Below are 18,892 nucleotides of genomic sequence, written 5' to 3'. Positions count from 1 at the left end.
GATTATGGTAATCCATTCCTCGAAGCGCGCCGCGCATGAGGGGACGCGCGTTAAATTCTTGTTTTTATGCATGTCGTTGTGCCAAGGCCGCTGCGCACTTGGACGACTTGCATCAGGGGAGCATCCAATGGACCGACTTGATAGAAAAATTCTCCGCCTCCTGCAGGAGGATGCGACGCTTGCAGTCGCCGACGTCGCCAAGAAGGTCGGCCTGTCGACGACGCCGTGCTGGCGGCGCATCCAGAAGCTCGAGGAAGAGGGCGTCATCAAGCGGCGCGTCGCTATCCTCGATCATGAAAAGGTCAATGTGCGGGTCACGGTGTTCGTCTCGATCCGCACCAATTCGCACAGCCATGAATGGCTGCGGCGCTTTTCGGAGGTCATCCAGGAATTCCCGGAAGTGGTCGAATTCTATCGCATGAGCGGCGACGTCGACTATCTCTTGCGCGTCGTGGTGCCCGATATCGCCGCCTACGACGCCTTCTACAAGCGGCTGATCGCCAAGATCGAGATCCGCGACGTGTCGTCTTCCTTCGCTATGGAGCAGATCAAATACACGACCGAGATGCCGCTCGATTACATGATGCTCGACAAGGAGTCCGGCGCCAACGCGGCCTGAGATTCTTCTGTTTAGTTCTTCTTTTTGTTGAGGAAACTCCAGGGCGAGTTGACCGGCAGCGTGATCGTGTCCGGCACGGCGTCGACGTTAACCACCTCGGCCTTGCGCACGGTGTAGCCCGACTGGATGACACTGACGCCGTCGAGGATGAAAAGCTGGCTCTTCTCCATGCCCGGCCGTAATGCGCCGGTCACCGAAACCGGCTGGTAGGCCTCGGACATCCTGTAAGGCTGTGCAGGCGTGACGAGGACGATCTGGTTGGGCGGCGGCGTCGGCATGTGGCTGCAGGCTCCCGTCCACGGCACCAGCAGGAATTGGTAGACGAGATCACCATCGCGGTCGACCGGCAGCGCATAGCCTGCGAGTTGCACCGTCTTGTCCTGCAAGTCGAGTGAGAGCGTCTCGCCACGATCCGGCATTTTGGCCGCGATCATCGGCAGTCCGACGCTTTCGGCGGCTGCCTGGGTAGCCGGGCGCAGATCCTTCCAGAAAATGTGCGTGGTCCCAGTGGAAGCGCTTGCCGCGATCGCGGACGCCAACAAGGCAGTTGCCATGATCGTGCCTGATTTAAAACGGTTGCTCATCGCTGCTCCGCCGTTGAGCCTTGATCTGCGGACATCAAGTAAACCTGCCGCTGCCTCACAGGTCAACGCTCAAGCCGCATCACATGCCGGCGTGAGCCGGTCATGCCGATCTCGCGAAAGCCGCGGGCGACGAACATGTCGCGAAAACCCATGAAGCTGTAGCTCGGCGAAGCCTGGTCGACGGGATAGGCTTCGATCGTCCTGGCGCCTTTGGCAAAGGCGTGATCGATGGCCGCGTCGAGCAATGCGCTTGCCAGCCCGCCGCCGCGCAACGCTCTCGGCACAAAGAAGCAGACGATCGACCAGATGCCCATCTCGCTATCGTCCTGCTGCCGTGACAGCTTGCGGTAGGTCTCGCGCGGCGCAATCGAGCACCAGCCGACGGTCCGGCCATCGATCTGGGCGACAATGCCGACCGGCGTGCCGGCGTCTATCAGCGTCATCATCGCGCGTTTCGTCTCGTCGTTCTCGACATGCTCGCGGCGGTCGAGATTGCGCCAAGCCATACACCAGCAGTATTTCGGCCCGCCGGGTTGCTCGAACAGGTTTTCGAAATCGGCGCGCGTCGATTGCTTCACCTCAGTGAAGCGCACTTCGCTCAGGTCAAGCTTTTCTGGCGGCGAGCCGCTCGAGCGTCTTGGCATCGGAAAGTTCCTTCACGGCGTCCTTGCCGATCCAGCGTGCGGTCCTGTCTGTCGAGGCCGCCAGTTTTAGCGCCACGGCAAGGGCAGGGCCGTGCAAATTCATCGATCGCTTGCCGATCGAACGAAGCGCCCAGCTCACGGCCTTCTTCACAAAATTGCGGGCGTCGGTCGCATGCGCTTCGATGATCGGCAAGAATTCGAGGAAGGTCGTCTCGGGTTCCTTCTTCCGGTGGACTACCGACCAGGCCATCATCGCAAAAGCCGTGCGTCGAACGAATTCCCGTTCGTCGACCGCGAATTCGGCGATCAATTCCTTCCAGCAATCCGTGTCGACAAAGAGATCGGAGACCCCGTCGACGATATCCCACGAGTCGAAAGTCGCCGCCCATCGTCTTGCATCCGCGGCGGAGAACCGCTCCGGATCGGCTGTCACGGAAGCGATGAACTGCGCCTCCATGATGCCTGTCTGCCAAAGCTCAAAGGCACGCTCATGGTTGCGCTTGATTTTCTTGGCAATCTGCCGCTGCACGCCATGCGAGATACCGAGCGCACGTTCGATCTTGATGCCGTAGCGCAGCATGCCAAGCCGATTTTCCTCCGAGGCGATCGAGCGCAGATGAGCAACGATTTCATCGGCGCTGGATTGAGGCGAAAGCTCGGCCACGGTGAAGTCCTATTTCTCCAGCCGCGCCAGCAGCGAGGACGTGTCCCAGCGCTTGCCGCCCATCGCCTGCACGTCCTTGTAGAACTGGTCGACAAGTGCCGTCACCGGCAGTTTGGCGCCGTTGCGGTCGGCCTCGGCGAGGCAGATGCCAAGATCCTTGCGCATCCAGTCGACGGCGAAGCCGAAATCATATTTGCCGGCATTCATCGTCTTGTGCCGGTTCTCCATCTGCCAGGAACCGGCCGCACCCTTGGAAATCACCTCGATGACCTTTTCGATGTCGAGCCCTGCCGTCTTGCCGAAATGGATGCCCTCGGCCAAGCCCTGAACGAGGCCGGCGATGCAGATCTGGTTGATCATCTTGGTGAGCTGGCCAGCCCCGGCCGGTCCCATCAATCCGACCATGCGGGCATAAGCATCTATGACTGGCTTGGCCCTGTCGAAGGCGTCGGGCTCGCCGCCGACCATCACGGTCAGCATGCCGTTCTCGGCGCCTGCCTGGCCGCCGGAGACCGGGGCGTCGAGGAACGCAAACCCGAGCGCTTGCGACTGCTGCGCCAGTTCGCGCGCGACCTCCGCCGATGCGGTGGTATTGTCGATGAAGATGGCGCCTTTCTTCATGGAATTGAAGGCGCCTCCGGCGCCGGTCGTCACCGAGCGCAGATCGTCGTCATTGCCGACGCAGGAAAAGACGAAGTCCTTGCCCTCCGCCGCCTCCGCTGGCGTCGCAGCGAAGCTGCCGCCGTGCTGGGCAACCCACTGCTCGGCCTTGGCGCTGGTACGATTGTAGACGGTGACATCGTAACCGCCCTTGTTCTTGAGATGTCCGGCCATCGGATAACCCATGACGCCAAGACCAAGAAATGCCACCGAAGCCATGTTTTCGAATCCCTTAGAAGCCTGCTTTGCGGTCTTCTTACCGGATCAGGCAAGGTGATGGGAGTCAGCGGTGCAGGTGGATGGTGATGCGCCGTTCGATCCACTCGACGCCGTGGCGCAATGTTTCCACGATGATCAGATAGATGATCGCCGCCCAGATATACGACTGAAAGTCGAAGGTGCGCGCATAGGTGAGCCGGGTGATGCCCATCAAATCGTAGACCGTGATAATGGCGACGATTGCCGAGCCCTTGATCATCAGGATGATCTCGTTGCCATAGGGGCGTAGCGCCACAATCAGCGCCTGCGGCAGGATGATTTTCCACATCGTCTGTAGTTTATGCAGGCCGAGCGAGGCGGCACCTTCCCACTGGCCCCTCGGCACGCTCTCGATCGCGCCACGCAAAATCTCGGCCTGGTACGCGGCCGTATTCAGCGAAAAGGCGAAGATCGCGCAGTTGAACGCCTCGCGGAAGAAACCCCACAGGCCGATCATCTCGAGTTCCGGCCGGAAGGAGCCGACCCCGTAGTAGACCAGGAAGGTCTGCGCCAACAGCGGCGTGCCGCGAAAAAAATAGACATAGGCATAGGCAAACCCCGAGAGGATCGGGTTCTTCGACATACGTGCATAGGCGATCGGCACCGACAGGATCGCGCCAAGCACAATCGAGATGGCAACCAGCAACAGGGTGATGCCGAGGCCGGATATGTAGCCGGGTGCATATTTCTGGAAGAACTCCGGGTTCCACGCAGCGACCAGGTAGACGACCATGCCGATGCCGAGAGCGATCCACAGGCCGACCAGGACATGGCCGAGGATGCGTTGGCGCGACCAGCCGCGTGCGGGCGGCGGCGGCCGGTCGACCTTCAGCGTGTCGGTGGCCAGGCTCATCTCTTGACCTCGCTGCCGCCGACCGCTCGTTCGATCGCATTGATGCCGAAGGAGGAGACGATCGCCAGCAGGAGATAGATCAGGCCGGCAAAACCGTAAAACAGGAAGGCATGCTTGGTGACGCGAGCGGCAACCCCGCTCTGCCGGAGGATCTCGTTGAGCCCGACGGCCGAGACGAGCGCGGTGTCCTTGAGCAGGATAAGCCAGAGATTGGCAAGTCCGGGCAACGCGATGCGGATCAACTGCGGCAACACGATCAGCCGCATCGTCTGGCCGCTGGACAGGCCAACCGAATAGCCTCCCTCATATTGCCCTTTTGGAATGGCGCGGAATGCGGATAAAAACACCTCGCTGGAATAAGAGGAGAAAATGAAGCACAGCGCGATCATGCCGGCGACGAAGCTGTTGACGTCGGCGGAGGTGCCAGGGCTCACCAGCCGGACAATGTACTGCAGGATCAATGGGATGCCGAAGAAGATGAGAAATAGGGTGAGCAGCTCGGGTATTCCGCGAAAAATCGTAGTGTAGATGTTCCCGGCCAGTCTCAGCGACGGCTCTTCCGATTGTTTGGCCAGCGCCACGAAAAAGCCGAGCGTCAGCCCGAAGGGCAGAGTGGCCAGCGCAAGACATACCGTGACAAATACACCCGCGGCGATGTCGTCGAGCCAGCCTTCGGGTCCCCAACTGAGAAGCGTCAGTGCGCTCTGCATCCGCCTGCCTGTTCTCCTTGAGGCTCTTCGAGACCCGTACCGCATCACCCCTCGTGCGCGGCGTCCTTATAAGAACGGCGGGAATCTCCCGCCGTTCACGTGCTCCTATGTCGGTCGATCAGGACTCGCCGCCATAAACGTCATATTTGAAGTATTTGTCGTTGATTTCCTTGTACTTTCCGTTTGCGCGGATGGCGTCGATCGCCGCATTGAACTGGTTGACCAGATCGGTCTCGCCCTTGCGCACGGCAATGCCGGCGCCCGGACCGTGGATTTCGATAACCGGCTTGATTGTGCCGACCAGCTTGCAGCAGGCGCCGTCCGGCGAATCCAGCCATTGCTGCAGCACGACGACGTCGTCGTTGGCGGCATCGAGCCGGCCATTGGCCAGATCGAGCTGGTATTCCTGTGCGGTCGGGTACGGCTTGACGGTGCTGTCGGTATAAGTCTTGGTCGAATAGTTGAAATGCGTGGTGGACGCCTGCACGCCGATCGTTTTGCCGGCCAAATCTTCCTTGGTGACACCCTTGATGTCGGTGTCCTTGGGCGCGGCGATCGCCGGCGGCGTATTGTAATATTTGTGGGTGAAGTCGACCTTCTCGGCGCGTTCCGGCGTGATCGACATCGACGCGACGATGGCGTCGAACTTGCCTGCCTGAAGGGCTGGAATGATGCCGTCCCAGTCCTGCGCGACGAAGGTGCACTTCACCTTCATCTCGTCGCAAAGCGCCTTGGCGATGTCGATATCGAAGCCCACGAGTTGGCCGTCGGCGGTGAGGTTGTTGAATGGCGGATACGCTCCCTCGGTGCCGATCCTCAAGGTTTTTTCCTGCGCCTGGGCAACGCCAAGCGTCAGCAGCGCAGCCGAAGCGGCGAGCGCGATACGCAGTGCAATACGCATAATGGTCCTCTCTGTTGGTCCCGGCCGTCGTTCCCGAACGGCTCTGTGGGCGGTGCTTTTGACCGCCCGCTGGCGCGATACTCCCATTCTTTCCCAAGAAAAAGCAACTGCAAAACCGTCGCTTGAGGGAAGGTCATGTTCAGAAAACGGTGACGCTGGGTCAAACGCCTGAATGGAGAGAAAGTGGCCGGAAGCCCCCTGCGGCCGCGATCTCAGCGCGTCAGGCCGGTGGCGCGCTCGATGAAGTCAGCTATCGAATTCGTGTCGTCGAGATCGAAGGCCGGCAGGTCTTCGCCGACAATGTGGAAGTCGGACGCGATGGCGACAATGTGTGGATCGCCTGCCGAGAGCGGTGTCCGGTCCTTGGCCTCGAGCCGTCGCGTCTCGATTTTCTTGTGCGCCTCGCGCTTGTAACCCTCGACCAGCACGATATCGGAGGGTGCCAGCCGTGACAGGATCGCGTCCAGCGTCGGCTCGTCCTCGCCGCGCAATTCGTGCATCAGCGCCCAGCGCCTGCCCGACACGACCGCGACCTCCACTGCTCCCGCCTGCCGGTGGCGAAAGCTGTCCGCTCCGGGTTTGTCGATGTCGAAATCATGATGGGCGTGTTTTACCGTCGACACTTTCCAGCCGCGCCGGACGAACTCGGCCACCAGCTTTTCGGTCAATGTCGTCTTGCCGGAGTTCTTCCAGCCGGTGATGCCGAAGATACGTCTTTTCATGGTTCGATGCTCTGCAACAGATGCGCGGCCTGGGCAAGGTCGTCGGGAGTGTTGATGTTGAAGAACGGATCGACCTCGGCCCCGCCCGATTTCAGGATGGGAAATTCCACCTCGACAAAACCGTGCCGGTCGATGAACGCCGCGACGCGCCGGTTGTCTTCCTCGACGAGAAATTGTCGCAAGGCCTGATCTAACCCTAGCGGCCAGAGTGCAAAGGTCGGATGCCGTTTGCCGCCGGAACAAGCAACGGCGATCGAGCCAGAGCGCGCATAGGCTGCCGCGAGCAGCCGCTCGACCATATCCCTCGGCAGGAAAGGCGTATCGCCGGCAGCCGTGACCAGCGCCTGGCAGGTCGTGTCGGAAGCCCATTCGAGGCCGGTCAGGATCCCGGCAAGCGGCCCGGCATAACCTTTGACAGTGTCGGCAAGCACCGGAAGCCCCGTCGCGGCGAACCGTGTCGGATCGCCATTGGCGTTTAGCGCGAGCGGTCCGACCTGCGGGCCAAGGCGCGAAACGACACGGTCGAGCAGGGTACCGTCGCCAAGCGCAAGCAGCGTCTTGTCGCCGCCGCCCATCCGGCTCGACCGGCCGCCGGCCAGAATGATCCCTGCGATATCTCGGCCCATCGTTTGCTGCCTAGACCCAAAATCCAGTTTTCAAATCAGACAGTCGTCGACAGTCACTCTATATGCCGTCCGGCGCCATGTCCGGTCCAGTGCTTTCGGCGGCTGTCTTTCGCCGGCCGACGATCCGTTCGCGGTAGAGTGCATAGAGGCCCGACGCGATGATGATCGTAGCACCGACGATCATCGGCAGATCCGGGACATCGCCGAAGATCGTGAAGCCAAGCAGGATCGACCAGAGCAGGGCGGTGTAGCGGAACGGCGCGATGAAGGAGATATCGCCCACCCGCATCGCCGTGATGATGAAGTGGTAGCCGATGAGCACGAGCACCGCCGCCAGCGCCAGGAACGCCGTGCTTTGTCCCGTCATCGGTGTCCAGCCGCCCATCGGTGAAAGCAATGCCGCGCCCAGAAACGTCATGGCAAGGGCGGTGGCGCTCGACACCAGCAATGTCGGAATTGCCTGCGGTATCCGCTTGGTGGCGAGATCGCGCACCGCACAGCATGCCACGCTGGCCAGCGCCAGCAGAGAAAAGACGCTGAACCCTTCGAAGCCCGGCCGCACGATGATCAGCACGCCGGCAAAACCGACGGCAATAGCCAGCCAGCGCCGCCAGCCGACGCCCTCGTTGAACACAAGTGCTGCGCCCATCGTCACCGCCAGCGGCAGCGCCTGCAGCACGGCGGAGACATTGGCGATCGGAAGATGCGCCAGAGCAACCAGGAAGGACACCGTGGCGCCGGCCTCGCTGGCAACGCGCAGCGCAACGGTCGGCTGCAGCATCGAACCTGGCCGGGCAAGCGCGCCGCGTTGCCACGCAAGCAGGCCAACGAAAAGCGAAGCGAAGGCGCCGCGGATCAGCATGACCTGCGCCATGTTCATCGATTCCGACGAGAATTTGGTGATAGCGTCGTTGAGGGTGAAACCAGCCATGGCCACCATCATGAACAACGCGCCGCGCAGGTTTGGCGAAAGAGGCAAGGCGATTACCGGTGAGTCCTGCAGCAAGCGTCTAGCAGGCACCCGCAAAACAGCAACGTCAAAGGGCTGGGCCACAGCCATTCTATGGCCCGTAACATCTGTCGCGCAAGAGCGGCAGGGCTTATTTGGGCGTCAGTACCTCGGTGCCGTTGCCTTCCTTGCCGGCGATCGTCCACAGGCCACGCAGCGAGCCGTCGTCCTGCACCTTGTAGACGACAAGACCGACCGCCTTGCCCATGACATAACCGGCGGAGAAGGCATCATCGTTGCGCATGCAGATACCGTCCGAGGACGAGCCGCCTGTCTCCCAATGGATCGTGCAGGTCGTCTCGCTGGTCAGCGTGATCGTCGCGTCGCCACCATAGGACGACCCATCGAAATTGGTGCCGGCCACGGCATAGGTGCCGCCGATCGACTGAGCCGCCGCGGGCAGGGCCGCGAGGCTGAGCAATGCAAGAGAAAGAATGAGTTTGCGCATATCGTATTCCCCCACTGGGCGAAGAACCGCTCCAGAGCAGAGGCTAGGCCCGAATGGGCTTGCGGTAAATCCGGTGACCGTTTGCGGACGAGACCTTTTCTGGGTGTGACCCAAAAAAGGTGCCGTTCTAAAGGATGGGTCCGGAGGGCAAATTTATCACACTGCGGCTCGAGGAAAATTTTCGACGAGATCAAATTTGCTCGGCAAGATTCACCAAATTGGTCATTGTAAACTTCTGATCGTGTTGGGGAGATGGTCCATGATGTGCACGAGGCAATGCGGACTGGCTTGGCACAGGCAGCAGGCGGCATGTTTCGTCGGCTTTCCGGTTCTCTTCTGCCCTGGCGGCTATCCTCATGGCGATAGCGCCTGCGTTCGCCGAGAACGGCGCTTCGGCGTCGGCAGTCGAACGGATGTCCACGCCGGGTCACGAAGCGGATGAGCTCGCTCGCCGCGTCGGGAAATGGTCCGTCGTCAACACGATCTGGCCAACGCCCGGTGCGCAGCCGATCGTCATGACCGGGCTGGTGGCCGAGCGCACGATGATCGGTCCCTTCATGCAGGAGGTGATGCGCCCGGCGCCCGGGTCGAAAATGCCGGACTTCCAGCGGATAGCCTATTGAGCTATGACCGAGTGGAGGGCCGCTGGAAGTATGTCTCCATGGAAACCCGTTTCCCGGCAGGGATCATGCCCGCCTGGAGTTTTGGTGGTGAGGAGGACGGCAAGATTTCACTCCTGTTCCAGCCGCTTGGTTTCGTCGGCTTCGGCCCCGAGGTCGAAGGGCGGTTCACGGCCTCCGATTTCGTCATTTCCAGGGACGGCGACAATCACGAAGTGGCCGAGCAACATTTTCTCCAGGCCAATGGCAGCGGCAAAAAATGGCTTGCCGTACGATATGACTACACGCGCCAACAACCGTGACTCGCTAGCAAAAACAATAGGCTGCCAATAAGTTCTGACGTCGCCGGATGCTCACGGTCCCCTGAGGCTGCCGGCGATCGCATCGACGAGCGGGTCGTATTTCGATTTCAGGGTAGGCGGATATTCGATCCAGACCGTGCGGATGACACCGTCTTTTCCGAACAGGCGGCGTTCGTAGAAGATGTTCTCGCCTTTGATGCCCGACAGCACCGCCCAGTCCTTGCCGGTCTTGCTGTAGGTGATCCTGTAGCCAGGTTCCTTGCTGGCCCTCTCGGCGGAGGCGAAGGCTGTCGGGGTGTCATCATCGATGTTGAGGATACCCGAACAGATCAGGCTGGCGCCATCGGCAGTGAGCCATTGTTGTCCATCGCCATTGTCCGGCTCAGGCTGGCGAAGAGTGAAGATTTCATCCGGAAAGGTGCAGATGGTGCCGAAGCGCTCGTTCGTATAGGTAAATGGCGCGGCAAATGCCATGGTGGCCGCCATCACTCCGAAAAACGTCGGGATTGCAAAAAACCGCTGCACGCCTTGCCTCGAAGCCGGTGCCAAGGCGATTATTCTTGCACGAAATCGGCCAAAAATCAGCCGCCGGTGACGCTCATATGCCGCGACACCGACGGACGGTTGGTGCGGCGATCGATGATGAAGTCGTGGCCTTTGGGCTTGCGGCCGATTGCTTCGTCGATGGCACCGGCGACCAGCTCGTTGCCTTCCGACGCACGCAGCGGCGCGCGCAGGTCGGCCGCATCTTCCTGGCCGAGGCACATGTAAAGGGTGCCGGTGCAGGTCAGCCGGACCCGGTTGCAGCTTTCGCAGAAATTATGCGTCATCGGTGTGATGAAGCCCAGCCGCCCGCCGGTCTCGGCGACTTGGACATAGCGGGCCGGGCCACCGGTCTTGTAGGGAATGTCGCTTAGCGTGAACTGGCGTTCGAGAGCCGCGCGCAGCAGCGACAGCGGCAAATACTGGTCGGTGCGGTCGGCATCGATCTCGCCCATCGGCATGGTTTCGATGATCGTCAGATCCATGCCGCGGCCATGCGCCCAGCGCAGCATTTCAGGCAATTCGGCGTCATTGAAGTCCTTCAACGCCACGGCATTGAGCTTTACCTTCAGCCCGGCCGCCTGCGCGGCGTCGATGCCGTCCATGACCTTGTCCAGATTGCCCCAGCGGGTGATCTGGCGGAATTTGTCGGCATCGAGGGTATCGAGCGAGACGTTAATGCGCTTGACGCCGCAGTCGGCGAGCTCGGCGGCAAAGCGGGAAAGCTGCGATCCGTTGGTGGTCAGCGTCAGCTCTTCCAGTGCACCACTCTCGAGATGCCGCGAAAGCTGGCGTACCAGGTGCATGATGTTCTTGCGCACAAGCGGCTCACCGCCGGTGAGGCGGAGCTTGCGCACACCCTTTTCGATGAAGACCGTGCAGAGCCGGTCGAGCTCTTCCAGCGACAGCAGGTCCTTCTTCGGCAGGAACGTCATGTCCTCGGCCATGCAATAGGTGCAGCGGAAATCGCAGCGGTCGGTAACCGACACGCGCAGGTAGGTAATCGTGCGACCGAAAGGATCGATCATATCCATGCGTATGCGCTTTCCGTGGCCGTGAACGGCTTCGTTATATATGGCTATGTGATACGAGCCAACTTGCCATTCAAGATAGAAGCTCGGAATCTTCGGCAACATTCCCCAGCCGACAGATCATGTCGGAACTTTCCATGCGGCCTTTTCCCTCGACGCGAAGCGGCGTAGGAAGGGCAGTTCTCCGCAGGATCCACCACCATGACAGCGCCAAAGGAACTCAGGGTCTCGAAGGACCGCAAGCTGCTTTCCGTCACCTTTCCGGGACATCAGCCGTTCGAGTTGCCGGCTGAGCTTCTGCGCGTCGCCTCGCCATCGGCCGAGGTGCAGGGCCATTCGCCCGAACAGCGCGTCACCGTTCCCGGCAAGCGCAACGTGGCGATCCTGAAGATCGAGCCAGTCGGCAATTATGCCGTGCGCATCACCTTCGACGATTTCCACGACACCGGTATCTTCACCTGGAACTACCTGCATACGCTGGGTCATGAGAAGGATGCACGCTGGGCCGCCTATCTCGCCGAACTGGAAGAGAAGGGGCTGAGCCGCGACCGTTGAATGGATCCCGCAGGACTCTCCGGTCAACGCAGGATCGCCAGTATTTCGCTGGTGTCGTAATAAAACGGCGTGCCTTCGATCAGCCGGTCATCCTTGAAGCGCAAGACTTCGGCAAACGGCTGTTTGATGGTTGCACCATTGGCCCGCGACGTCAGCGAAAGCGAGCAGCTCATGAACACCGTGTCATCGTTTTGGGCGACCTGAAGGTCCTCCACCGCCATGTCGCTCCAGATTTCCCGCATTTTGCGGAAAAGGGCGCCAACGCCGTCGAGGCCGTTCCAGTCACCGGCATAGGGCAGGGAGCGCGGCTCATGCACGACAATCTCGGCATGAAATGCGCCGGCAAGCACATCGAGGCTCTCCGACCCTGATTGCAGGAAACGCATTTCAACATTGAACATGTTTTCAATAAGTTCCATGGCGGTGCGTCGCCGGTCGAGCGGTTTATCCATTTTTGACCTCCGTATCCGTTGGCACGATCATGCAGGTAAAGCGGTTTGCCCTTGTTTGCGTTGCCTCGACACCCGTTTCCTGATGATCGGCAAACGGGCACTTGTCGTGAAAACGTCATCCATCTGGAGTAGCGCCGGCAAAGCTTTGGAGACGAAAACATGTCCATGATCACCAGCATCGAACAGCTTGAAGCGCTCTATGGCCTGCCCGGCGAGGCGTCGGTGGTCAAGGAACTCGACCAGCTGATTCGCGAATACGCAGCTATCATCGAGGCTTCGCCGTTTGCCGCGCTCGCAACCTGCGGGCCAGAAGGGCTGGACTGCTCGCCGCGCGGCGATCTCGCCGGCTTCGTCCGCATCCACGATCCGAAAACGCTGATGATGCCGGACCGGCGCGGCAACAACCGTGCCGATTCGCTAAGGAACATCCTTCGCGATCCGCGCGTCGCGCTTCTGTTCCTCGTGCCGGGTTCCGGCACGACACTGCGCGTCAATGGCCGCGCCCACATCACCACCGATACCGCGCTCTGCGCCTCGTTCGCGGTCGAGGGCAAGCCGGCGCGCTCGGTAACGATCATCGAGATCGATGCGGTTTATTTCCAGTGCGCCCGCGCCATCCACCGATCGGAACTGTGGAATCCGGCAAGGCATGTCGACCCGAGAACGATGCCGACTCCCGGCCAAATCCTGGAAATCACCAGCCGCAAGAACATTGACGGCGAGGTCTACGACAAGGAATGGCCCGAGCGCGCGAAAAAATCGATGTGGTGAAGCATTTGGTGGTGGAGCACTGGGCTGTCAGGCGGTCTTCAAAACCTCGGCAACCCTACGCATCTGTTCGCCGATCATGTCGCATTGTTCCGGTGTCGACTGGCTCATCGCCTTCTCGATAAGCGCCATATGGACCTTCAGTGCCTGCATCAGCAGTGCCTCGCCGGCCTCGGTCAACGTCAGCCGCAGCACGCGCTTGTCCTTCTCATCGCCCTCGCGGCGCAGCAGGCCGCGCGTCTCCAGCTGCGGCAAAAGCATGGTGATGTTGGAGCGGCCGACCAGCAGCCGGCGAGCGAGGTCGTGCTGCGACATGCCGGGATGACGGTAGAGGTTCATCAGCACGTCGAGCTGCGCCGGCTTCAGGTCGAGCGGTGCAAGCTTCACCGCCAGGGTGCGTTCCAGCACATGGCAGGCGCGCGCCACCGCGACCCAGTTGCGAAAACGCGGGTTGTCCCAGGGCAGGTCTTGCTTAATGTTCATGTTTGAACTATTATGTTCATGCTTGAACCAATGAATGGATCGCCACTATGGCATCATTTGGACTGAAGGTCATCCGCGGCACGTTCGGCGTGGCTGAGCATGTGGCACCGCGACTCACCGGGCGTGCTGCATTCGAGCTGTTCTGCCGCACGCCGCACGAGAAAAGCCTGAGCGAAGGCGAGCGCCGCGCAATCGACCGCGCCGCCGATTTCATGACCCAGGCACGCCATCATCGGCTAAAGACCAGAACCGGCTGCGTCATGGTGCATGAGTTCCGGCCCGAGCCGGGCAGGGCGGCTGCCGGCACCGTGCTCGTCATCCATGGTTGGCGTTCGCGCACCGAATACATGCGCACGCTGATCGAAGCCTATCGCGATGCCGGCTACAAGGTGGTCTCGCTCGACCTGCCGGGCCACGGCCAGTCGCAGGGCCGCCGGCTTACCCTGGTCAGCGCGGTCGATGCGGCACGGGTTGCCGGCGAATGGTTCGGGCCGTTTGCCGCCATTGTCGGCCATTCCTTTGGTGGTGCCGTTGCCGCCAACGCCGTCGCCGGTTCGATCAGGAACATCCCGCGATTGGCGGCCGGGCGGCTGGTGCTTATCGCCGCGCCGAGCTCGCTGCCGGCGATCTTCGCTGATTTCAGCCGCATGCTGAATGTCGGCTCGCGCTCGCAGGCCGCCATGGCCGACCGGGTCGAGCGCATCGCCGGCCGGCCGTTCACCGGTGACCGCCAGCTCGCAAGCACGCCGCTGCCGACGCTGGTGATCCACGCGCCGGACGACCGCGAAGTGTCCGCCGAGCATGCAAGGCTCTACACGCGCGCCGGCGACCATGTGCGGCTTTACTGGGCCGACGGGCTCGGCCACCGCCGCATTCTCGCCGACAGGGGTGTGGCGGAGCGTGCCGTTGGCTTCGTTGCCGGCAGGCTCGAGCCGTCTCTGCAGTGACCTGAATATCGTTCTTGTCAGCCGGGTTCGACGTCACGCTGCCCCGGTGCTGGCCATTGCTATCCAAGCCGCCATTGCCCCGGCCACCGTCGCCAGAAGAGCCGAGCGCGACGCGCCGTCGCGCGCCTGGATCGACATGCCGTGCTGCACGGTCGCGTAGAAGGTCGCGGCCGTACCGCAGTCGAAATCGGCCGGCAACTCTCCCTCGGCGACGCCACGCTCGAGGCGTCTCAGCAAGGCTTCGCGGTTTTCGGCGCGGCGACGGCGCAGATCATCGCAGATGGCGCCGCGGCTTGAATCCTGGTGCAATGCGCCGAGCGTGATAAGGCAGCCTTGCGGACGACCGGTCTGTGAATAGGCCCTGGCAGTCTGCCGCAGGAACCGTTCGACGGCCTCGCGCGCGGTCGGCGCCTTTTCCAGCGCGGACCAGATCTCGGTTCCCTCGACCCGCGTGTAAAGCTCGGTTGCCTCGAGAAACAGTGCTTCCTTGCTGGCGAAGGCGGCATAGAGGCTGGGTGAGTTGATGCCCATTGCAGCGGTCAGGTCACTTATCGACGCGCCCTCATAACCCTTGGCCCAAAACACTTCCATTGCGCGCCGCAAGGCGGCGGCTCGATCGAAGGTGCGGGGGCGGCCTCGTTCCGGCATGGCATTCTTTCTGTATTGATCGATACATAATTCCGTTGACGTGGTTCAGCAAGGCTGGCAGATATTTATGTATCAATCACTACAAAATGGAGAAGCAGATGTCATCCAGAAGCTTGAACGGCAAGGCCGCCCTCGTCACCGGCGGCAGCCGCGGCATTGGTGCGGCGATCGCAAGAAGGCTCGCGGCCGACGGCGCAGGCGTGGCGATCACCTATGTGAATGGCGAGGAAGGGGCGCGTGCGGTGGTCAGGGAAATCGAGGCGGCCGGCGGCCGGGCCTTTGCCATCAAGGCCGACAATCGCGATGCTGGGGCGATCGAGGCGGCAGTCGATGAGGCAGCAACAGCCTTCGGACGGCTCGACATCCTGGTCAATAGCGCCGGCATCTGGCGCGCTGCGCCGATCGATGCCCTGTCGCTTGCCGATTTCGACGAGACGATGGAGGTCAACCTCAGAGCCCCGTTCGTCGCCGCCAAGGCGGCAGCAGCGCATATGGGCGAGGGTGGCCGGATCATCTCGATCGGCAGCAATCTGGCCGAGCGTGCCACGGACGCCGGCCTGAGCGCCTACTCGGCCAGCAAGGCTGCCTTGGTTGGCCTGACCAAGGCCTTTGCACGCGATCTCGGTCCGCGCGGCATCACCGCCAATGTCGTCCATCCGGGGTCGACCGATACTGACATGAATCCGGCAGCCGGCCCGCACGCCGAGCATCAGCGCCAGAAGATGGCGATGCCTCGCTTCGGCACGGCCGACGAGATCGCCGGCATGGTCGCCTGGCTTGCCGGTCCCGAAGGGCGCTTCGTGACAGGCACGGCATTGACCATCGACGGCGGCGCCAACGCTTGAGGCTTGGCTCACGGGCGCTATCATTAACGGGGGCGATGACGGATTGACTCGACCCGTCACGATCTTGTGAAACCGTTCTGCAACAGACGTTCCGAAATTTATGAAAGCTTAACGAAATCAGTATGAATCAGTGTAGTCACGCCTTACATCCGCCATGCGGTGGGCGAGACCGTGAAAGCGGTGCGGAACGGGATCCGGTTCAACCGGAGCGGGTGATCCATGAAAGTCCTTGGAAACAAAGCAACCGTGCTGCCGTTTGCGGTGGCCGCGGCAATGCTGGCCTTCGGGGCGCCGAAGGCTGAAGCGCAAGGGTTCTTCGACATGCTTTTCGGCGGCGGCGTCAAACACGCACCGCCGAAAGGTGACTTTCCGCCGCCACCGTCAAAATACAAGCCGAAGCCCAAGGCGCCGGCCGCTTCCGGTGGTGGTGCGCAAATCAGCAGCCCGTCCTATTATACCTACAAGAGCGATCCGCTGGTGCGCGTCGATTTTTCGGCACTGTCGGCAGCGCCTGAACCAGCAACGCCTCAGGACGCTGCTTTCGAGCCGGCGGCCACCGGGGCTGCATTCCGCGAAGCCATTGCCGGCCTCGACGGCTATGACCTCTACGCCGAGAAGGACATCGCCAAGGCGCTGATCGCCTATTACTCGGCCAATCCGGATTTCATCTGGGTGGCGGGAACCAGTCCCAGCAGCCGTGCCCAGGATGCCGTGCGGGTGCTGGGCGAGGGCGCGAGCTACGGCCTGACGCCCGCCGACTACACCGTCGAAGTTCCGGCAGCAGGCACATCGGCGGGCAATGTCGATGAACGCCTGAAAGAGCTGGTCCGCTTCGAGATGGCGCTGTCGGCGCGTGTCCTGCGCTACGCCCGTGACGCACAAAGCGGCCGCGTCGATCCCAACCGCATGACCGGCTACTACGATTTTCCGCCGAAGCCGCTCGACATGGAAGGGGTGCTGAAGACGCTGGCCCATACCCAGCAAGTGCGCACTTATCTCGAGTCACGGCATCCACAGAATTCCGAGTATCAGGCGCTGCGCGTCGAACTGGAAGCGCTCCAGGCCAGCGCCGAAGACGAAATCACCATCGATCCCGATCTGCTGTTGAAGCCGGGGCAGACCAGCCCCGAGCTGCCGAAGCTTTTGACAAAGATCGCGCGCAATCTCGATGACGAGATGGGCGGCGCCTATGGCGAGGTCCTGGCGAGGCTCGCTACCAGCGAGGTCTACGATCCGGAGCTGGTGCCGGTGATCAAGGCGGTGCAGAAACGGGCCGGCATGAAAGGCGACGGCGTCATCGGCCCGCGTACCGTTGCATCGTTGGCCGGAACGTCCAAGGCCGACAAAGTTCAGAAGGTTCGGGTTGCGCTCGAAGAATTGCGCTGGTTGCCTTCCGACCTTGGCAGCCCGCGCGTCTTCATCAACCAGCCGGCTTTCACCGCGAGCTATATCGATGATGGCGAGGAGAAGCTGAAGACCCGCGCCGTGGTTGGCAGGCCCACCAACCAGACTGCTTTCTTCTATGACCAGATAGAGCAGGTCGACTTCCATCCCTATTGGGGCGTGCCGCAATCGATCCTGGTCAACGAGATGCTGCCGCGGCTGCGCCGGGATCCTGGCTATCTCGACCGCGCCGGCTACGAGGTGGTCGATGCCCGCGGCAAGCGCATTCCCTCGTCCTCGGTCAATTGGGGCGCCTACGGCGCAAAGATACCCTACGGCGTGCGCCAGCTGCCAAGCGAGGCCAATGCGCTGGGCGAGCTGAAGATACTGTTCCCCAACAAGCATGCAATCTACATGCACGATACGCCGCAGAAGTCGTTTTTCCAGCGCGACATGCGTGCGCTCAGCCATGGCTGCGTTCGCTTGCAGGATCCGCGCGGCATGGCCGCTGCCGTGCTCGGCACCTCGGTCGACTACATCGAGGACAAACTGAAACACGGACATTCGACCGAGGACGTGACACGCAAGATCCCGGTCTATGTCGCCTATTTCACCGCGTGGCCGGACCTGTCCGGCAAGGTCGAATATTTCAACGACGTCTACGGCCGCGATACAAGGCTGCAGCAGGCGCTCGACAGCACGGAAGCGGTGCGTTCGCCGGCAAGCTGACGAATGCGGTTCTAGCGCTGAAACAGTGGGCGCCGGAAACCGGCATCGCGTCCGGCGATGAGCCAATAGACCAGGCCCGCGACAATGCCTGCGGCGGCAATGATGCCGATATCGGCCCAGCGCTCCGGGTTCGTGTCATCCGGTACACTGGGCCAGATCAAGGCGAAGCCGCCAACAGCGGCCGCCGCGCCGAAGACCATGTGCAGCCAAAAACTGCGCAGCGAGAAAAACTCGGCAATCAGTGCGAAGATCAGCGTCTGCAGGCCGGTCAGCACGATCGTCAGAAAATAGATGAACATGCCGAGCGGCGGCAACAGCAGCACCGCAATGGGGGTGACACCCATGACGTCGAAATAATTCGGCGCATTTGGCAGCGAACTCAGCCCGCCATAGATCGCCGCCACCGCGATCAGCCCAACCAGTACCGCTATGAAATAACCCGCGAGCATCATCAGAAAGCGTTTCAATACGTGCTTTACCGTCGCCATGCCCACCCCCGCGCGCAATGATAGCACCCAGTCAGCCATCAAAGTCATGTCTACGCAAGCGTGTGCCGAAGGCCGGGGGCCTTCGAGGCGCGCCATTTTTTAGAATCTGGACCGTTGGCGGCCAGCTTCATTTCGGCGCGGCTGTCACCGGATCATAGGTGATTTCAACTTTGGCCTTGTCGCTCGTGTAATAAATGACGGTGTAGCCATCGCTGTCCCAATCGATTTCCTTGATGTAGCGGAAGTCGTCGCGCTGCTCGACCTTGGCGATGATTTCCGACAGCTTCTTGGCATTCTGCGGCGGTACCGGATTTTCGTCCGCGGCAAAGGCCGATCCGCCGACAAGCAGCACGGCGGCCGCCAAAACAAGTCTGGACATGGCTTTCCCTCACATTTCGAT

The 18,892-nt window shown here is 61.4% G+C and carries 25 protein-coding genes and 1 pseudogene; 8 read left to right on the top strand and 18 right to left on the bottom strand.

Annotated features, from left to right (window positions below):
- The first annotated feature begins 127 nt into the window (after window positions 1-127).
- Entirely contained in the window at window positions 128-619 is a 492-nt protein-coding gene (locus NKI08_RS27945; RefSeq protein WP_023675006.1) for an Lrp/AsnC family transcriptional regulator, read from the top strand.
- A gap of 11 nt (window positions 620-630) precedes the next feature.
- On the opposite strand, the gene NKI08_RS27940 is transcribed toward NKI08_RS27945, so the two are convergent.
- From NKI08_RS27940 to NKI08_RS27890, 11 genes and pseudogenes are all read right to left on the bottom strand, one after another.
- Window positions 631-1,203, bottom strand: a complete 573-nt coding sequence (locus tag NKI08_RS27940; RefSeq protein ID WP_352471902.1) for a DUF3299 domain-containing protein — start codon at window positions 1,201-1,203, stop codon at window positions 631-633.
- Window positions 1,204-1,265: 62 nt separating this feature from the next.
- The gene (locus tag NKI08_RS27935) at window positions 1,266-1,847 is read right to left on the bottom strand and encodes a GNAT family N-acetyltransferase (protein WP_352540522.1); all 582 of its coding nucleotides are present in this window, start codon (window positions 1,845-1,847) and stop codon (window positions 1,266-1,268) included.
- Entirely contained in the window at window positions 1,807-2,511 is a 705-nt protein-coding gene (locus NKI08_RS27930; protein WP_352613662.1) for a DNA alkylation repair protein, read from the bottom strand. The genes NKI08_RS27935 and NKI08_RS27930 overlap by 41 nt, the downstream gene beginning before the upstream one ends.
- Before the next feature lie 9 nt (window positions 2,512-2,520).
- A pseudogene (locus NKI08_RS27925) lies at window positions 2,521-3,396 on the bottom strand (NAD(P)-dependent oxidoreductase); the annotation flags it as partial.
- A 58-nt stretch (window positions 3,397-3,454) separates the two neighbouring features.
- Window positions 3,455-4,282 (bottom strand): ABC transporter permease, encoded by an 828-nt coding sequence (locus NKI08_RS27920; protein ID WP_352774123.1) that lies wholly within the window; start codon window positions 4,280-4,282, stop codon window positions 3,455-3,457.
- Window positions 4,279-4,992, bottom strand: coding sequence for an ABC transporter permease (locus tag NKI08_RS27915; protein WP_023675013.1), 714 nt, complete (start codon window positions 4,990-4,992; stop codon window positions 4,279-4,281). The genes NKI08_RS27920 and NKI08_RS27915 overlap by 4 nt, the downstream gene beginning before the upstream one ends.
- Before the next feature lie 118 nt (window positions 4,993-5,110).
- Complete coding sequence (locus tag NKI08_RS27910; protein WP_352471894.1) at window positions 5,111-5,893, bottom strand: ABC transporter substrate-binding protein; 783 nt, start codon at window positions 5,891-5,893, stop codon at window positions 5,111-5,113.
- Window positions 5,894-6,105: 212 nt separating this feature from the next.
- Window positions 6,106-6,615: a molybdopterin-guanine dinucleotide biosynthesis protein B gene (mobB, locus tag NKI08_RS27905; protein WP_352774121.1), complete on the bottom strand. Its 510-nt coding sequence runs from the start codon at window positions 6,613-6,615 to the stop codon at window positions 6,106-6,108.
- Window positions 6,612-7,241 carry a molybdenum cofactor guanylyltransferase MobA gene (mobA, locus tag NKI08_RS27900; protein WP_352774119.1) on the bottom strand — a complete coding sequence of 210 codons (630 nt, stop codon included), beginning with the start codon at window positions 7,239-7,241 and terminating at the stop codon, window positions 6,612-6,614. The genes mobB and mobA overlap by 4 nt, the downstream gene beginning before the upstream one ends.
- A 58-nt stretch (window positions 7,242-7,299) precedes the next feature.
- The gene (locus NKI08_RS27895; protein WP_352540518.1) at window positions 7,300-8,220 is read right to left on the bottom strand and encodes a DMT family transporter; all 921 of its coding nucleotides are present in this window, start codon (window positions 8,218-8,220) and stop codon (window positions 7,300-7,302) included.
- A 121-nt stretch (window positions 8,221-8,341) separates the two neighbouring features.
- Complete coding sequence (locus NKI08_RS27890) at window positions 8,342-8,698, bottom strand: hypothetical protein (RefSeq protein WP_352448884.1); 357 nt, start codon at window positions 8,696-8,698, stop codon at window positions 8,342-8,344.
- Window positions 8,699-9,054: 356 nt separating this feature from the next.
- Here NKI08_RS27890 and NKI08_RS27885 point away from each other — a divergent pair, with 356 nt between their 5' ends.
- Window positions 9,055-9,321: a hypothetical protein gene (locus tag NKI08_RS27885; RefSeq protein ID WP_352774117.1), complete on the top strand. Its 267-nt coding sequence runs from the start codon at window positions 9,055-9,057 to the stop codon at window positions 9,319-9,321.
- Complete coding sequence (locus NKI08_RS27880) at window positions 9,318-9,620, top strand: hypothetical protein (RefSeq protein WP_352774115.1); 303 nt, start codon at window positions 9,318-9,320, stop codon at window positions 9,618-9,620. Before NKI08_RS27885 ends, NKI08_RS27880 begins: the two co-directional genes overlap by 4 nt.
- A 51-nt stretch (window positions 9,621-9,671) precedes the next feature.
- Here the strand turns inward: NKI08_RS27880 and NKI08_RS27875 are convergent, their stop codons facing one another.
- Both NKI08_RS27875 and moaA read right to left on the bottom strand, forming a co-directional pair.
- Entirely contained in the window at window positions 9,672-10,094 is a 423-nt protein-coding gene (locus tag NKI08_RS27875) for a hypothetical protein (protein ID WP_352774113.1), read from the bottom strand.
- Between the two features lie 107 nt (window positions 10,095-10,201).
- Entirely contained in the window at window positions 10,202-11,197 is a 996-nt protein-coding gene (gene moaA / locus NKI08_RS27870) for a GTP 3',8-cyclase MoaA (RefSeq protein ID WP_352774111.1), read from the bottom strand.
- A gap of 198 nt (window positions 11,198-11,395) precedes the next feature.
- Here moaA and NKI08_RS27865 point away from each other — a divergent pair, with 198 nt between their 5' ends.
- Window positions 11,396-11,749 (top strand): gamma-butyrobetaine hydroxylase family protein, encoded by a 354-nt coding sequence (locus tag NKI08_RS27865; protein WP_023717628.1) that lies wholly within the window; start codon window positions 11,396-11,398, stop codon window positions 11,747-11,749.
- 23 nt (window positions 11,750-11,772) lie between these two features.
- Here NKI08_RS27865 and NKI08_RS27860 read toward each other — a convergent pair whose 3' ends face one another.
- Window positions 11,773-12,201 carry a nuclear transport factor 2 family protein gene (locus tag NKI08_RS27860; RefSeq protein WP_352774109.1) on the bottom strand — a complete coding sequence of 143 codons (429 nt, stop codon included), beginning with the start codon at window positions 12,199-12,201 and terminating at the stop codon, window positions 11,773-11,775.
- Between the two features lie 159 nt (window positions 12,202-12,360).
- Between NKI08_RS27860 and NKI08_RS27855 the strand changes: the two genes are divergently transcribed.
- Window positions 12,361-12,972, top strand: coding sequence for a pyridoxamine 5'-phosphate oxidase family protein (locus NKI08_RS27855; RefSeq protein ID WP_352774107.1), 612 nt, complete (start codon window positions 12,361-12,363; stop codon window positions 12,970-12,972).
- Window positions 12,973-12,999: 27 nt separating this feature from the next.
- Here NKI08_RS27855 and NKI08_RS27850 read toward each other — a convergent pair whose 3' ends face one another.
- The gene (locus tag NKI08_RS27850) at window positions 13,000-13,452 is read right to left on the bottom strand and encodes a MarR family winged helix-turn-helix transcriptional regulator (RefSeq protein WP_254817243.1); all 453 of its coding nucleotides are present in this window, start codon (window positions 13,450-13,452) and stop codon (window positions 13,000-13,002) included.
- A gap of 47 nt (window positions 13,453-13,499) precedes the next feature.
- On the opposite strand from NKI08_RS27850, the gene NKI08_RS27845 reads away from it, so the two are divergent.
- A complete protein-coding gene (locus NKI08_RS27845) occupies window positions 13,500-14,399 on the top strand; it encodes an alpha/beta hydrolase (RefSeq protein ID WP_352774105.1) in 900 nt (299 codons plus the stop codon).
- A gap of 33 nt (window positions 14,400-14,432) precedes the next feature.
- On the opposite strand, the gene NKI08_RS27840 is transcribed toward NKI08_RS27845, so the two are convergent.
- Window positions 14,433-15,047, bottom strand: coding sequence for a TetR/AcrR family transcriptional regulator (locus NKI08_RS27840; protein WP_352471884.1), 615 nt, complete (start codon window positions 15,045-15,047; stop codon window positions 14,433-14,435).
- Window positions 15,048-15,145: 98 nt separating this feature from the next.
- Between NKI08_RS27840 and NKI08_RS27835 the strand changes: the two genes are divergently transcribed.
- Both NKI08_RS27835 and NKI08_RS27830 read left to right on the top strand, forming a co-directional pair.
- A complete protein-coding gene (locus tag NKI08_RS27835) occupies window positions 15,146-15,892 on the top strand; it encodes a 3-oxoacyl-ACP reductase family protein (protein WP_352774103.1) in 747 nt (248 codons plus the stop codon).
- Window positions 15,893-16,111: 219 nt separating this feature from the next.
- Window positions 16,112-18,004, top strand: a complete 1,893-nt coding sequence (locus tag NKI08_RS27830) for a L,D-transpeptidase family protein (protein ID WP_352774101.1) — start codon at window positions 16,112-16,114, stop codon at window positions 18,002-18,004.
- 11 nt (window positions 18,005-18,015) lie between these two features.
- Here NKI08_RS27830 and NKI08_RS27825 read toward each other — a convergent pair whose 3' ends face one another.
- Window positions 18,016-18,492 (bottom strand): hypothetical protein, encoded by a 477-nt coding sequence (locus tag NKI08_RS27825; RefSeq protein WP_352774143.1) that lies wholly within the window; start codon window positions 18,490-18,492, stop codon window positions 18,016-18,018.
- Between the two features lie 127 nt (window positions 18,493-18,619).
- Window positions 18,620-18,871: a PepSY domain-containing protein gene (locus NKI08_RS27820; protein ID WP_023675031.1), complete on the bottom strand. Its 252-nt coding sequence runs from the start codon at window positions 18,869-18,871 to the stop codon at window positions 18,620-18,622.
- Between the last annotated feature and the right edge of the window lie 21 nt (window positions 18,872-18,892).

Source organism: Mesorhizobium sp. M0768, from assembly GCF_040320195.1.
GTDB lineage: Bacteria > Pseudomonadota > Alphaproteobacteria > Rhizobiales > Rhizobiaceae > Mesorhizobium.
Note: the sequence above shows the minus strand (reverse complement) of the source record. Positions and strands in the feature narration are given on the sequence as shown.